Annotated in this window: 12 protein-coding genes, 4 tRNA genes and 1 pseudogene; 12 read left to right on the top strand and 5 right to left on the bottom strand. The window is 59.6% G+C overall.

Going from position 1 to position 13,904, the window contains the following annotated elements; translation table 11 throughout:
• Positions 1-27: 27 nt before the first annotated feature.
• Positions 28-1,179 (top strand): TDT family transporter, encoded by a 1,152-nt coding sequence (locus DCO47_RS09780; protein WP_116658004.1) that lies wholly within the window; start codon positions 28-30, stop codon positions 1,177-1,179.
• 96 nt (positions 1,180-1,275) lie between these two features.
• On the top strand, positions 1,276-3,147 hold the full coding sequence (locus DCO47_RS09775; protein WP_116658003.1) for an MFS transporter: 1,872 nt from the start codon (positions 1,276-1,278) through the stop codon (positions 3,145-3,147).
• A gap of 114 nt (positions 3,148-3,261) precedes the next feature.
• On the opposite strand, the gene sugE is transcribed toward DCO47_RS09775, so the two are convergent.
• The 3 genes from sugE to rdgC form a co-directional block, all read right to left on the bottom strand.
• Complete coding sequence (sugE, locus tag DCO47_RS09770; protein WP_041479526.1) at positions 3,262-3,576, bottom strand: quaternary ammonium compound efflux SMR transporter SugE; 315 nt, start codon at positions 3,574-3,576, stop codon at positions 3,262-3,264.
• A gap of 117 nt (positions 3,577-3,693) precedes the next feature.
• Positions 3,694-4,659 (bottom strand): bile acid:sodium symporter family protein, encoded by a 966-nt coding sequence (locus DCO47_RS09765; RefSeq protein ID WP_083353265.1) that lies wholly within the window; start codon positions 4,657-4,659, stop codon positions 3,694-3,696.
• 148 nt (positions 4,660-4,807) lie between these two features.
• On the bottom strand, positions 4,808-5,728 hold the full coding sequence (gene rdgC / locus DCO47_RS09760) for a recombination-associated protein RdgC (protein ID WP_042607627.1): 921 nt from the start codon (positions 5,726-5,728) through the stop codon (positions 4,808-4,810).
• Positions 5,729-5,887: 159 nt separating this feature from the next.
• On the opposite strand from rdgC, the gene DCO47_RS09755 reads away from it, so the two are divergent.
• From DCO47_RS09755 to DCO47_RS09740, 4 genes are all read left to right on the top strand, one after another.
• Positions 5,888-5,963 (top strand) — tRNA-Val (locus tag DCO47_RS09755).
• Positions 5,964-5,982: 19 nt separating this feature from the next.
• A tRNA-Asp gene (locus DCO47_RS09750) sits at positions 5,983-6,059 on the top strand.
• 190 nt (positions 6,060-6,249) lie between these two features.
• A tRNA-Val gene (locus DCO47_RS09745) sits at positions 6,250-6,325 on the top strand.
• 19 nt (positions 6,326-6,344) lie between these two features.
• Positions 6,345-6,421: transfer RNA gene (locus tag DCO47_RS09740), tRNA-Asp, on the top strand.
• A gap of 89 nt (positions 6,422-6,510) precedes the next feature.
• Here DCO47_RS09740 and DCO47_RS09735 read toward each other — a convergent pair.
• Together DCO47_RS09735 and DCO47_RS09730 are read right to left on the bottom strand one after the other, a co-directional pair.
• On the bottom strand, positions 6,511-7,680 hold the full coding sequence (locus DCO47_RS09735) for a catalase family protein (RefSeq protein ID WP_064365410.1): 1,170 nt from the start codon (positions 7,678-7,680) through the stop codon (positions 6,511-6,513).
• Entirely contained in the window at positions 7,677-9,488 is a 1,812-nt protein-coding gene (locus tag DCO47_RS09730) for a di-heme-cytochrome C peroxidase (RefSeq protein WP_116658002.1), read from the bottom strand. Before DCO47_RS09730 ends, DCO47_RS09735 begins: the two co-directional genes overlap by 4 nt.
• A gap of 269 nt (positions 9,489-9,757) precedes the next feature.
• Here DCO47_RS09730 and DCO47_RS09725 point away from each other — a divergent pair, with 269 nt between their 5' ends.
• The 6 genes and pseudogenes from DCO47_RS09725 to DCO47_RS09700 form a co-directional block, all read left to right on the top strand.
• Complete coding sequence (locus DCO47_RS09725; protein ID WP_016773732.1) at positions 9,758-10,474, top strand: FKBP-type peptidyl-prolyl cis-trans isomerase; 717 nt, start codon at positions 9,758-9,760, stop codon at positions 10,472-10,474.
• 293 nt (positions 10,475-10,767) lie between these two features.
• Complete coding sequence (locus DCO47_RS09720) at positions 10,768-11,223, top strand: YkvA family protein (RefSeq protein WP_064365408.1); 456 nt, start codon at positions 10,768-10,770, stop codon at positions 11,221-11,223.
• Between the two features lie 112 nt (positions 11,224-11,335).
• Positions 11,336-11,677 carry a helix-turn-helix domain-containing protein gene (locus DCO47_RS09715; protein ID WP_042608528.1) on the top strand — a complete coding sequence of 114 codons (342 nt, stop codon included), beginning with the start codon at positions 11,336-11,338 and terminating at the stop codon, positions 11,675-11,677.
• Positions 11,674-12,045 carry a hypothetical protein gene (locus tag DCO47_RS09710; RefSeq protein ID WP_003223109.1) on the top strand — a complete coding sequence of 124 codons (372 nt, stop codon included), beginning with the start codon at positions 11,674-11,676 and terminating at the stop codon, positions 12,043-12,045. The genes DCO47_RS09715 and DCO47_RS09710 overlap by 4 nt, the downstream gene beginning before the upstream one ends.
• On the top strand, positions 12,046-12,453 hold the full coding sequence (locus tag DCO47_RS09705; protein ID WP_042608527.1) for an SEL1-like repeat protein: 408 nt from the start codon (positions 12,046-12,048) through the stop codon (positions 12,451-12,453).
• 238 nt (positions 12,454-12,691) lie between these two features.
• Positions 12,692-13,904: pseudogene (locus tag DCO47_RS09700) on the top strand (type IV secretion protein Rhs); the annotation flags it as partial.

The following is a 13,904-nucleotide window of genomic DNA, read 5'->3' as shown; positions in this document are numbered from 1 at the left end:
AACCTCACCAGAGGACAGGAGCTCATGATGATTTGCCCCAACAGTGTCACCCCCGGCTTCAAGCCTTTCAGCCAGCTTCAGCATCCCCGCGAAGTGATCCGGCAATTCACGCCGAACTGGTTCGCCGCGACCATGGGCACCGGTGTGCTGGCATTGGCGCTGGCGCAATTGCCGCTGGCCATTCCCGGATTGCGCGCCGTGGCTGAAGGGCTGTGGCTGTTCAACATTGTCTTGTTCACGCTGTTTAGTGCTGCCTATGCCGCCCGGTGGATGTTGTTCTTCGATGAAGCACGACGGATTTTCGGCCATTCAACCGTGTCGATGTTCTTCGGCACCATTCCCATGGGCCTGGCGACGATCATCAACGGTTTTCTGCTGTTCGGCGTGCCGCGCTGGGGTGACGGAGTAATCCAACTGGTTGAAGCGTTGTGGTGGATCGATGTGGCGATGTCGCTGGCCTGCGGCGTGCTGATTCCCTACATGATGTTTACTCGTCAGGAGCACAGCATCGATCAGATGACCGCGGTGTGGTTGCTGCCGGTAGTGGCGGCGGAAGTGGCTGCGGCCAGCGGCGGCTTGCTCGCCCCGCATCTGACGGACGCCCATGCGCAACTCATCGTACTGACCACCAGCTACGTGCTCTGGGCCTTTTCCCTGCCGGTAGCGTTCAGCATTCTGACCATCCTGTTGTTGCGCATGGCCTTGCACAAACTGCCCCACGAAAACATGGCCGCGTCGAGCTGGCTGGCCGTCGGGCCGATCGGCACCGGTGCGTTGGGCATGTTGCTGCTGGGCGGTGAGGCCCCAGCGATTTTTGCCGCGAATGGTCTGCCCGGTGTCGGCGAAATCGCCTCGGGTCTGGGCCTGGTGGCGGGAGTGACGTTGTGGGGTTTTGGTCTGTGGTGGATGTTGATGGCCCTGCTGATCACCGTGCGTTATCTGCGTGACGGCATTCCGTTCAACCTCGGCTGGTGGGGCTTTACCTTTCCGCTGGGCGTGTATTCCCTGGCGACGCTGAAACTGGCGAGCATCCTCAGCCTGACGTTTTTCAGCGTGTTCGGTACGGCGCTGGTGATTTTGTTGGCGGCGATGTGGCTGATCGTCGGCAAGCGCACCGTGCAGGGCGCGTGGCGTGGCGAGCTGTTTGTCTCGCCGTGTATCGCAGGTTTGAAGAAATAAACTGAAAAGTTTAGGTAAGGTGTGGCCTGGATCGTGGTGCGGCATTCCAATAACAAGCACCCAGGCCTCTCTACCCAACATCAGGAAACACGGAAGATGAGTCACCCCTCACAGTTCAACCTGTTGCGTACCCGGCGCTTTTTGCCCTTCTTTATTACCCAGTCGCTCGGCGCGTTTAACGACAACGTATTTAAACAGTCGTTGATCCTCGCCATCCTCTATCGGCTGACCATCGAGGGTGACCGCTCGATCTGGGTCAACCTTTGCGCGCTGCTGTTTATCCTGCCGTTTTTCCTGTTCTCGGCACTGGCCGGGCAATTCGGGGAAAAATTCGCCAAGGACGCGCTGATCCGCCTGATCAAGCTCGCAGAAATCGCCATCATGGCCGTAGGATCGATCGGCTTTCTCTTCGATCATCTGTCACTGATGCTGGTCGCGCTGTTCGCCATGGGCACGCATTCGGCATTGTTCGGCCCGGTGAAGTATTCGATCCTGCCGCAGGCCTTGCGCGATGACGAACTGGTCGGCGGCAACGGTCTGGTGGAAATGGGCACGTTTCTGGCGATTCTCGCCGGGACCATCGGCGCCGGGATCATGATGTCGACCGAGCACTACGCGCCGGTGGTCTCCGCAGCGATCGTCGGCATTGCCGTGCTGGGTTACCTGGCCAGCCGCAGCATTCCGCGTGCGGCAGCATCGTCGCCGGAAATGCGCCTGAACTGGAACATCTTCAGCCAGTCCTGGGCGACGCTGAAACTCGGCCTGGGCCAGACGCCAGCGGTGTCGCGCTCGATTGTCGGCAACTCGTGGTTCTGGTTCGTCGGGGCGATCTACCTGACGCAGATCCCGGCCTACGCCAAGGAGTGGATGCACGGCGACGAAACAGTGGTGACGCTTATTCTGACGGTGTTCTCGGTGGGGATCGCGCTGGGTTCGATGCTCTGCGAAAAGCTCTCCGGGCGCAAAGTCGAGATCGGTCTGGTGCCGTTCGGCTCGTTCGGCCTGACCGTGTTTGGCCTGTTGCTGTGGTGGCATTCCGGGGGAATCCCGGACAGCGTCACTGGCCATAGCTGGATTGCCGTGTTGGGCTTCGTTCACACCTGGGCGGTGTTGATCGATATTCTTGGTCTGGGCATTTTTGGCGGCTTCTATATTGTGCCGCTGTACGCGCTGATCCAGTCGCGCACGGCTGAAAACGAACGGGCGCGAGTGATCGCCGCCAACAATATTCTCAACGCGCTGTTTATGGTGGTGTCGGCGATTGTTTCGATCGTTTTGTTAAGCGTCGCCAAGCTGTCGATCCCGCAACTGTTCCTGGTGGTGTCGCTGCTGAACATCGGCGTCAACGCCTACATCTTCAAGATCGTCCCCGAATTCAGCATGCGCTTCATGATCTGGCTGCTCAGCCATTCCATGTACCGCGTCGAGCATCGCAACCTTGAAGCGATCCCGGACGAAGGGGCGGCGCTGCTGGTGTGCAATCACGTGTCATTCGTTGACGCCTTGCTGATCGGCGGGGCAGTGCGTAGGCCGATTCGCTTTGTCATGTACTACAAGATCTACAACCTGCCGGTGCTGAACTTTATCTTCCGCACGGCGGGTGCGATTCCTATCGCCGGACGCCAGGAAGACATCCAGATCTACGAAAAAGCCTTCACGCGCATTGCTCAGTATCTGAAGGAAGGCGAGCTGGTGTGCATTTTCCCGGAAGGAAAGTTGACCGCTGATGGCGAGATCAATGAATTCCGAGGTGGGGTGACGCGCATTCTCGAGGAGACGCCGGTGCCGGTGATTCCGCTGGCGTTGCAAGGGTTGTGGGGGAGTTTCTTCAGTCGCGATCCGAACAAGGGATTGTTCCACCGCTTGTGGTCGCGGGTGACGCTGGTGGCGGGGCCGGCGATTACCGAAGGGACGGAACCGGCGAAGTTGCAGGGGTTGGTGGGGGAGTTGCGCGGATCCGTCAGATAGTCGATGCATCAAAAGGCCCCTTCGCGAGCAGGCTCGCTCCCACAGGTGACCGTGTTCCAATGACGGAATGCGGTTGAATGTGGGAGCGAGCCTGTTCGCGAAGACGGTAGTGGCTTAAGCGCTCACTTTAAGGCCTATCAAACCCGTGACGATCAACGCCACACTGGCCAGCCTGATCAGCGCCATCGATTCACCAAAAAGAATGATCCCGGCGATCACCGTACCCACGGCACCGACGCCGGTCCAGATCGCATAAGCCGTACCCAATGGCAATTCCTTCATCGCCAGGCCCAGTAGGCCCAGGCTGATAGCCATGGCGGCAACGGTCAGGGCGGTGGGGAGCGGGCGGGTGAAGCCGTCGGTGTATTTCAGCCCGACGGCCCAGCCGACTTCGAACAGGCCGGCGCAAAACAGAATGATCCAGGACATGCAGGACCTCCATCGATTGACGGGGTCGTCCCCAGGTTAATGACTCGATCGAGCCGCAGGGTCGTCCCCGCGTTGCGCAATAGTGACGAGCATTAACCCGAGGATCAAGTTTTCAGCTCAGTCCGCGGCCCGTTGCGCAAGATTGTCGCGATCTTCCTTTTCACTCATGCGCCGGAAGTACGTCGACAGCAGCGCCCCGGAAATATTGTGCCAGACGCTGAACAACGCGCTCGGCACCGCCGCCAGCGGCGAGAAATGCGCACTGGCCAGCGCCGCACCGAGGCCCGAGTTCTGCATGCCGACTTCCAGTGCCAGCGATTTGCGCTGAGCCAGAGGCAAACCGAACAAGCGCCCGGTGAAGTAGCCGAGCAGATAGCCGAAGCTGTTGTGCAGCATCACCACGGCCATGATCAACAGCCCGGACTCGGCGATTTTCGCCTGACTCGCCGCCACAACAGCGGTGACAATAATCACGATGCTGACCACCGACACCAGCGGCAACACATCCACCGCATGCCGCACCTTGTCACCAAGCAGACGCTGCGCGACTACGCCAAGAATGATCGGCAGCAGCACCACTTGCAGGATCGACCAGAACAGCTCCATGAACGACACCGGCAGCCATGCTGAGGCCAGCAGCCAGATCAGCGCCGGAGTCAGCAACGGGGCGAGGAGGGTGGTGACCGCGGCGATCGCCACGGAAAGCGCCAGATCACCGCGCGCCAGCCAGGTCATCACGTTCGACGAGGTGCCGCTCGGGCAGCAGCCGACCAGAATCACCCCGACGGCGATTTCCGGCGGCAGGTGGAACACCTGGCAGAGCAACCACGCCACACCGGGCATGATCACGAAATGCGCGACCACGCCCAGCGCCACTCGCCACGGATGGCGAGCGACGGCGGCGAAGTCGTCGAGTTTGAGGGTCAGGCCCATGCCGAACATCACCAGACCCAGCAGCGGTACGATCGCGCTTTTCAGGCCGATGAACCACGCCGGTTGCAGGAACGCCACGACGGCGAATATCAGAACCCAGTAAGCGAAGGTATTGCCGACAAAGCGGCTGAGTGCAGCCAGTGCGCGCATGGCTTGATCCTTATTATTAAATGAACAACACAAAACAAATGTAGGAGTGAGCCTGCTCGCGATAGCGGTCTATCAGTCAACATATTCGTTGAATGTCAGTCCCTCATCGCGAGCAGGCTCACTCCTACAGTTTGGACCTCGCAGGGCTTTAGATCCCCTGCGGCATCTCTTCCCCGCCCAACGCTTCAACCAGCGCCGGCAGGAAGTCGCCGAAGGTCAGCATCATCAAGGTGAAGCTGGCATCCAGTTGACCCAACGCTTCATCGCCACCGTCCTGTTCCGCCTGATCCTGCAGCAGATCCTCGAACTTCAGGCGCTTGACGGTCATCTTGTCGTCGAGCATGAACGACAGTTTGTCCTGCCAGGCCAGCGACAGCTGAGTGACGACTTTGCCGGTGCTCAGGTGCAGCTGGATTTCTTCGCTGGTCAGGTCCTGACGCTTGCAACGGACAATGCCGCCGTCTTCATGGGTGTCGCGCAGTTCGCACTCGTCCAGCACATAGAAATCGTCGGCGGCTTTCTGTGTGGTGACCCAATCGGTCATCACCGCAGTCGGCGCCATTTTCACGGTCAGCGGACGGACGGGCAGGGTGCCGATCACTTCGCGCAGGGTCGACAGCAAATCCTCGGCGCGTTTCGGGCTGGCCGAGTTGACCAGGATCAGGCCCTGTTTCGGCGCGATGGCAGCGAAGGTCGACGAACGACGAATGAACGCGCGCGGCAGGAAGGCCTGGATGATTTCATCCTTGATCTGATCGCGTTCCTTTTTATAGACCTTGCGCATCTGCTCGGCTTCGATCTCTTCGACCTTTTCCTTGACCGCGTCACGCACGACGCTGCCCGGCAGAATACGTTCTTCTTTACGGGCAGAGATCAGCAGGAAATCCCCGCTGACATGCACCAGCGGCGCATCTTCGCCCTTGCCGAACGGTGCGACGAAACCGTAAGTGGTCAGCTCCTGGCTTGCACACGGCCGCGCCAGTTTGGTCGCCAGTGCAGTCTCCAGCGCCTCGGCATCGACAGGCAGGTCTTGGGTCAGGCGATAGATCAGCAGGTTCTTGAACCACATGGGGTGAGTCACTCCTTTATACAAAGGGGGGCATTATTGTCTTCGCCGGGGCATAGGCCAACCCTTCTCTAAGCCTTTGGAAGGCCTCGGAAAATTATTTAAAAAAGTGCTTGCCAGAGGTTGGGGTGCTCCGTAGAATGCGCGCCACACCGAAGCGAAGGGTGATTAGCTCAGCTGGGAGAGCGTCTGCCTTACAAGCAGAATGTCGGCGGTTCGATCCCGTCATCACCCACCATTCGTTTCAAGTGTTTAGCGCAGCGGTAGTTCAGTCGGTTAGAATACCGGCCTGTCACGCCGGGGGTCGCGGGTTCGAGTCCCGTCCGCTGCGCCATATTCGGTAACCTGGACCACTGAACGCCAGGTCACCACGGAAAAACCCGCTGAGGCGGGTTTTTTTCTGTCTCAAGGTTGTACCCGCGGGATGTGTCGTTTCACCGGTTTTCAGATTTTTTTGAAAAATATTCAATTAAATCAACACTTTACGAAAACTTGTGGCATAATGCGCCCCGTAACGAAGCGAAGGGTGATTAGCTCAGCTGGGAGAGCGTCTGCCTTACAAGCAGAATGTCGGCGGTTCGATCCCGTCATCACCCACCATTCGTTTCAAGCGTTTCGCGCAGCGGTAGTTCAGTCGGTTAGAATACCGGCCTGTCACGCCGGGGGTCGCGGGTTCGAGTCCCGTCCGCTGCGCCATATTCGGTATCTGGAACTGAACGCCAGAAACCACGGAAAGCCCGCCTTGTGCGGGCTTTTTGCTGTCTGCGATTTATAAAATCGCCGCGCTACTGCGCCGCATTGCGGGCATGCCGATAATCGCTCACCGCCTCGTACACCGCCTTGCGCAGGCGATTGATCCCGCCGATCGGCCGATGCGCTTCGATGCCGAACCACGGATTGAACGACAGGTTGTCACATTGCAGATTCAGCGCCGGCGTGTCGAAGTCCTGCGCGGGCAAAGTGATCCGCGCCACCGTTTCAAACGGTGCATCCTGCTCACGCCACTCGATGCTGGTGTCTTCGATAGGCATGTACTTGTGCGCGTCCTGGCGCTGGATCTGCAGGACAAAACACGCCGGCACCCGATCCGTCGACAACTGCTGATTAAGTGCGCTGCGCAGGAAATTCGGCAGGTCGTGATTCTGTTTGGGCAGGGTATACGCCGGGCAACTGTCCGGATCCGGCGCGACGCGGAATTTCGCATTGGCCTCACCGAATTTGTAGGGCGATACCGAGAAGTAGGTGGTCGCGGTCGGGCTGTCCGGCGGCGCTGACAGCGTAGCCAGCGCGATGAATAGATGGCGGACCTGCCAGGTACGCGGATCCCATGTCGGAAAAAACGCCATGACCTTCTTGCCGTCAGCCTGCGCCGCCACATTCTGACGGTACTCGGCGACATCGCTGACAAAGAAGTTCGGGTGGCTGAACATCACGAAATCCTGTTCACGTCGGTCACTACTATCGCTGAGCAATTGCTTGCCCGGTACGTCGAGAAGCTTGATCGCCATTCCTCGAGCGTCGCGGATGCTGTCGAATTGCGGATACGCATTGCCGTTGGACAGCCGGATCAGCGCCTGCCAGGTCTTGCCCGGCTCGCTGAACACACCTTGCCGAAGCGACTGCTCCAATTCCGGTAGCACCTGGAGTTGCGCCTTCACGCAGCCATGCGCCTTGGCGTGGGCATCACGCAGATAACGCGTGCTTTCGCGGTGTTGGTCGACGATGCGCACTGCGGTTTGAATGATGTCCTGCGTCATCGCCGCTTCGCCTGCGGGAATCTGTTCCAGAGCCGACACCGGCCCGCGGTGCTGCCAGGCGAACCACGCGGTGGCGATGGCCCAGCCGAGCAGGGCGATGACCAGCACGATCAGCAGCGTCTTGCCGAGCAAACGCCCCAGCCACAGCCAGAAGCGCGCCAGTGGCGGCAGTTGTTTTTTGAATGTCGGCATGATCATGGCAACTGCGCCTCCAGTGGTCCGCCCAGTACTTTCAGGTATTCGAGCAGCGCCCAGCGCTCCTCGGGTTGCAGGAATCGGCCGATCACCCCGTTGCCGCGAGCGCCGGCGCGGAATTCGTGGCCGCTGTTGTGATTGCCGCTGATGCGCGTGTCGAACAGGAACGCGTTGGTGAAGGCTTCGGTGCGATAGCCGAGGTGGCGCGGGTCATATTCGAGCGTGCCTTTATAGAAGGTCGTTGCGCGCTCATCCTGCGGTGACAACAACTGATAGACGCTCGGCACCGAACCGTTGTGCAGAAACGGCGCAGTCGCCCACACGCCAGCCAGCGGCCGAGCCTTGTATGCGACTTTCTCGCGCACGCCGATCGGCAGGCCAAAGCCATCCATTCGCGGCTTTTCCTCCGGCGTGATCTTCGCTTCGCGATAGGCGCGGTTTTCCACGAACGCGGTGACGTAAGCCAGGCCCTTGGCCACCGATAGTTGGCTCGGATCAAGCGACTCTTTGGGTTCGGGGTGCATTTTGACGTCCATCTTTTCCAGCTCTTTGACATCCCATTGCAGTGCGCTCAGGTCGAAACGGTGGCTGGCAATGTTGTTGGCCGCGTTCGGATCCGTGCCGATGACATTCACCGGAATCATGTGCAAGTGCTGCACCCAGCGTTCGCCTTCCCGGGATTGGCGCGGCACGTGACAGCCGGCGCAGTTTTCGGCGAACAGCGCACGGCCCTTGGCGGCCAGCGGCTTGTCGATCGCACCGAACAGATCCTCGGGCCAGGTTGGCGGCTTCAGTTGTTGCAAGGTTTCTTCGATGGCGTGCAGATCGCGCACGCGTACGCTGGAGGGGTAGCGCTCAGCGCCTTGCAGCGGTTGGCCGTTGGCGTCAAAGAAATTCAGTGTGGCGCCGACGCCGAGCGCTTCGCCGATATTGCGCGCCATCGGCTGCTGTGCCGAGCCGTTCCACTGCACCCAATCGAACGTCCACATGTCCCACAGTTGCGGGTAATCCACCGGCGCATCGGCCACGCGGTAGTTGGCGGGAGAAATCGCATCGCCAAACGTCGCGTTGGCAATCCGGCCGAACGCGTCGGTGCGGCCCGGGCCTTCCTCGGTCGGGTAGAGGCCACGATGGGTATCGTTCCAGGCCACTTTGAGGAAAATGTTGAGCGAGGTTTTGAAGTCTTTGCGCAATTGCTCGTGGCGCGCGTCGTAATCGGCACCGAGGACCTGGCGGGCGAAGCGTTCGAATTTCCACGGGTTGTAGTAGGTCGAGGCCAGACTTGCGACCAGGGCCTGGCCGAAACTGCCGCCGCGCAATGTAGGAACGCTGGAAGGCAAAACATGTTGCGCGGTGCCGCCATCGATGCGCACGGCCTGACCTTTGAAGCGCAACTCGCCGGTGTGGCAAGCGGCGCAGGTGATGTCCAGATAGTGCTCGGAAGCGTTGCCGGGATTCTGGTGCCGGGCGAAACCGACTGGCAGGTTGCCCGGGTTGCTGGCGCTCGCTTTCTGCTGCGGATCGACCAGGAAACCGAAACGGGCGAGGTACTCGGGGGAGGCGAAGCGCTGTTCTGAGAAGGGCAGTTCCAGCGCCTCGAACCACTCGTAACGCAGGCCTTTGACTTGCGTACCTTGCGGCGTGAAGTAGTAGGTCTGCCGTTGCTCTGCGCTCCATTGATCCAGGTAGCGCACCTGTTGGGGCGGGGTGTAGAAGGGCAATTTCGGATTGGCGACGTAATAGACAATCACCGCAACGGCGATTAGCGCCAGTACGATCACCAGAGTGAGAACGCGGAATAGGAGGCGCAAGTTAAACATCCTTGTCGAATTGTTGCGCTGTTATGCCTGAGCCGTGACTGCTGGGCAAGTGGCCATTACGCCAGAGGCTGTGGCAAGTGCCGACGACCCTTGTCGTCCGCGGATGACAGAAGCTTCATCCACACGTTGCGCAAATGCGTTTTAATCCCTGAACTTATCAGAAGATTCCTGCTCTCATGCCGGTAGCCATTGGTCGTGGCGGCCTGATAAGCTCGCGGCTTTACTCGATTGCCCATTCGGCGCATGAACAAGGAAATAGCATGAAACAGCATCGGTTGGCGGCGGCGGTAGCCCTGGTTAGCCTGGTACTCGCGGGTTGTGACTCGCAGACCAGCGTAGAGCTGAAAACCCCGGCGCAAAAAGCTTCCTACGGCATCGGCCTGAACATGGGCAAAAGCCTTGCCCAGGAAGGCATGGATGATCTGGACTCCAAAGCGGTAGCCCAGGGCATCGAAGATGCCGTTGGCAAGAAAGAACAGAAGCTGAAAGATGAAGAACTGGTCGAAGCCTTCGCGTCGCTGCAAAAGCGTGCTGAAGAACGTATGGCCAAGATGAGTGAAGAGTCGGCAGCCGCCGGCAAGAAATTCCTCGAAGAAAACGGCAAGAAAGCCGGTGTAACCACCACCGCTTCCGGCCTGCAGTACGAAGTGGTGAAGAAAGCCGATGGCCCACAGCCCAAGCCGACCGACGTCGTCACTGTGCACTACACCGGCAAGCTGACCAACGGCACCGTGTTTGACAGCTCCGTCGAGCGCGGCAGCCCGATCGATCTGCCAGTCAGTGGCGTGATCCCGGGTTGGGTAGAAGGTCTGCAACTGATGCACGTTGGCGAGAAGTACAAACTGTACATCCCTAGCGATCTGGCTTACGGCGCTCAGTCGCCAAGCCCGGCAATCCCGGCCAACTCGGTTCTGGTTTTCGACCTGGAATTGCTGGCCATCAAGGATCCAGCCAAAGAAGACGCCGCTGCCAAGTAACAGGCAACGGTATCGACAACAACGCCTCGCTTATGCGGGGCGTTGTTGCATCTGAAGGCTGGCAAAGGTAAACAGAGCGAACTGACGCCCGTCGACACAGTCATAGCTTTGAGGCTGCTCGCGCTAGCCGCCCTGAGCCGCCAAGTCAATGAAATATTGGGCTTTTTTATGTGAATAAAAAACGCCCGATCTGAGCGCAGCCCTTATGAAACGGGGCTCTCAGCGCTGAAATGCAGCTCTGTTCACAAGGTTATCCACAATTTGTGTGGATAACATTTCAACGGGAAGAATAGATGAAAGCTCCATGGAATTTTGCTCGATTCCTGCCCTTGGCCGGTCGCCTGCTGGCCCGTGGACGTCTGCCAACCCTATTGTTCGCCGTGGCCAGCAAGGGTGCCGCGCAAGGCAATCGTCTCGGCAAACTCAAGGATGATCTGCGCTTGCTGCAGTCGCTGTGCCTGGCCTACTGGAGGGGTGAATACCGGGCGATCAGTGCCAAGTCGCTGATCTCGGTGGTCGCGGGCTTGATGTATTTTCTCAGCCCTGTCGATGCGATTCCGGATTTCATTCCCATGTTCGGCATGCTCGATGATATTGCCGTTCTCGCCTGGCTGATGAAAACCCTCGATGACGAGCTCAATGCCTTCCGCCTGTGGCGCAGGCGCCAGCAACCGGAGAAGCTGGCGGTGGTCGAACGCCTGCCCGACACCCCTGAGCAATTGCAACTGCAAGGCCCGAAAAAGCCCTGACTGACAAAGTCTGCCTGTAGATAGATACCCCCCGCGACCTTGGCCGCTGTTAGGATTACACTTCTAGGGAAAAGTGCCGACTCGCTAAGTGTTGTTGTCCTACGGGGTAGTCATGGATATTCAGATAATTGCACGCGATGGCGAACCCGAATACGCGGTTCTGCCGTGGGCTCAATATCAGGCTCTACTGAAAGCAGCAGGGATCAACGCAACACCGGCGCAGCAGCCCGCAGTGCCGCTCGCCACTTCACCAGAGCCGATTCTTCCGGGTCTGGATCAACTACGCAGTTTGCGCGAAGGGAAGGGCATCGCCATCGAGGCGCTGGCCCGCACGGTAGGCATCAGCCCGTCTTATCTGGCCATGATCGAAAGTGGTGAGCGTCAACCCGACGCCGCGATTCGCCGCAGCCTGGCCTGGGAACTGACGGTGCCAGGTTGGAGGGATGAATCGTGAGCGTACGCATCAGCCGTCAACATTGGGACGGATTGCTGGGGGAACTGGATCAGGCGCGCCGCCAGCGCCATCTTCTGACTTATCGAGCCTTGCTTGAGCGTTTGCAGCTGCCGACTCCGGCGATGCAGACGCTGACGGCGGCGCTTGAGCATCTGGCCGCACTGGATGCCAAAGCCGAGCAGCCGTTGCGCAGTTCGCTGGTCATCAGTCAGGGTGCGAGTCGTTTGCCGCGTACCGGTTTTTTTGAATGTGTCGAGCGTCTGGGTCGCTTTTCCGGGCCGTCGGATGGCGTGGCGGCGGCGTCCTGGCATGCGTCAGAAGTGGTGCGCGTCTTCGAATACGAGTACCCGGAATCGGCGGAGGCCTGAGTGTTTCTGCGCCTCAAGGCGCGGGCCGGATATTGGCTGGCGCGCAGGCTGTTTCATTGGTCGTGGTTCGTTCGCCAGCCGCGCGGCTGGCGCTGGCTTGAAGGCCAGTTTGCGCGCATGGCCAACCTCGGCGATGTCGGCGCGCAAAGCTTTTACGGGCACATTCTGACCTTTCGTGGCGTGGGTCTGGGCGCGCGTGAAGAAGGCGTGCGTTTACTGCGCCTGGCGGCGTTGGCCGGCGACGCTAAAGCGGCCTATCAAGTCGGCGTGATCAGCCTCGCCGGTACCCCGAGCAAAGCACCAGATCCCGCTGAAGCCGTTCGTTGGTGGAGCATGGCCGCCAAGGCCGGGCATCCGTTGGCCGAGCTGAAGCTGCAACAGCTGAAAGCTGGGGATTCAACGCTGTAATTCCAGGTATGTCTTTCAAATAAACGCGGCGTGAGGTTTTCCTCACGCCGCGTTTTGCGTTTTTGCCTGCGCGTTTTGCGAGATGCGGGATTGCAGATTAGTCCTACATCCTTTGCCTACTCGCCTGACTTCTTTCCTTTCTGATCCCCCGCACAGTTCCCGCGACTAATTTCTTGCGCGAGGGACCGCTCATGCTTCAGCCCGTTTTTCAGCTCACCTTGTCTGCCTGCGTGTGTTGATGGAAGCCATCGCTCGCATCGAGCAGGAACTCGACAGCTTTCCGCAAACGCTCAACCTCTATCGCAAACAGCTCGATCACTGGCTCAGTCGCAGCGCGGACCAGATCAGCGAGGCCGCGGACCTGCCGTCGCTGATGGGCATGGAGCGGATCATTCGCTTCGGTGATCGCAGCACGGCGGTCAGCAGCAGCGACGAGGCGTTTTCCTCCAGCGTCGTCCAGTGCCCGCAGGGCGGGCTGATGCAGATCGAGAGCAAGTTCGAATCGGTTTACGACATCCCGCTGGGCAACATCACCGTCGATGTGATCGACGTGGGGGGCGGCAAGATCACCCCGATCACCCTTGATCAGCACGGCAAGGGTGAGTTCAGAGGCGGCCAGGGCAAGTTCTACCGCGTTCTCGTGCACAGCGCTGTCACCTCCAAGCAAGTCGCCGAGCTGTTCAAATCCTATGACGGTTTGACCGGCGAACTGGACAGTTGGCTGCGCAGCGAGTGGCAGGGCTTCAAGCCACAGTGGTCACAGTCGGCGGCCACAGCGACCAGCAACGGCATGCTCGCCGGCAGTTGGGCGGCTATAGAAGGCGTGTGGGACAGCCTCGGTCTGCTCTCGGAAATTCTTCAGGATCCCGGCAAGTTTGCCGAGCGTTTGGGCAGCGGCGCAGCTGAACTGATCGAGCTGGCGCAGACCGCACCTGAGCTCATGGAAAAGCTGCAACTGCTGGTCAGTGACGAGGCGGCGATGTGCTTGTTGCTGCGGTCGTCGAGCCTGTGGCTGGACATGCTGCCGCCCAGCGAGATTGCGGGCAAGTCCGCTGAAATGGCGTCGATGATGATCGTGCAACTGATCATCGATGTCCTGATCAGCGTGGTGCTGACCTTTGTCGGAGCGGGGGCGGGGATCGCTTATCTGACGCTGCGTCTGGCCGACCGTGCAGTTCAGTTGTTCAACGTGGCCAAGCGTCTGGTCAAAGCGCTGTTCAGCATCATCAACGCCTTCATCGGATACGTCGACCGCTACAAAGCCGTCGCCGCACGCGGCATCGCCGCCGGGGTGAAAAAGGGTCGGATGCAATTGCGCTGGGACGCCAAGCGCAACGCCATGTTGAAGAAAGACGAGCCTCACGACGACGCCCCCGACCAGGCGAAAAACCCCAACGGCGATGCCGCCGACTGCGTGCCCAACACCTGCACCAACGGCTGTCCGGTGTCGA

Origin of the sequence: Pseudomonas sp. NDM, assembly GCF_003105095.1 — a bacterium.
Lineage (GTDB): Bacteria > Pseudomonadota > Gammaproteobacteria > Pseudomonadales > Pseudomonadaceae > Aquipseudomonas > Aquipseudomonas moraviensis_A.
Note: the sequence above shows the minus strand (reverse complement) of the source record. Positions and strands in the feature narration are given on the sequence as shown.

Excerpts from the sequence above, each read along its gene's own strand:
- DCO47_RS09775 (WP_116658003.1), top strand. The coding sequence starts at position 1,276 with ATGAGTCACCCCTCACAGTTCAACCTGTTGCGTACCCGGCGCTTTTTG.
- sugE (WP_041479526.1), bottom strand. The coding sequence starts at position 3,576 with ATGTCCTGGATCATTCTGTTTTGCGCCGGCCTGTTCGAAGTCGGCTGG.
- DCO47_RS09720 (WP_064365408.1), top strand. The coding sequence starts at position 10,768 with ATGAAAGCTCCATGGAATTTTGCTCGATTCCTGCCCTTGGCCGGTCGC.
- DCO47_RS09765 (WP_083353265.1), bottom strand. The coding sequence starts at position 4,659 with ATGCGCGCACTGGCTGCACTCAGCCGCTTTGTCGGCAATACCTTCGCT.
- DCO47_RS09735 (WP_064365410.1), bottom strand. The coding sequence starts at position 7,680 with ATGATCATGCCGACATTCAAAAAACAACTGCCGCCACTGGCGCGCTTC.
- DCO47_RS09780 (WP_116658004.1), top strand. The coding sequence starts at position 28 with ATGATTTGCCCCAACAGTGTCACCCCCGGCTTCAAGCCTTTCAGCCAG.
- rdgC (WP_042607627.1), bottom strand. The coding sequence starts at position 5,728 with ATGTGGTTCAAGAACCTGCTGATCTATCGCCTGACCCAAGACCTGCCT.
- DCO47_RS09715 (WP_042608528.1), top strand. The coding sequence starts at position 11,336 with ATGGATATTCAGATAATTGCACGCGATGGCGAACCCGAATACGCGGTT.
- DCO47_RS09725 (WP_016773732.1), top strand. The coding sequence starts at position 9,758 with ATGAAACAGCATCGGTTGGCGGCGGCGGTAGCCCTGGTTAGCCTGGTA.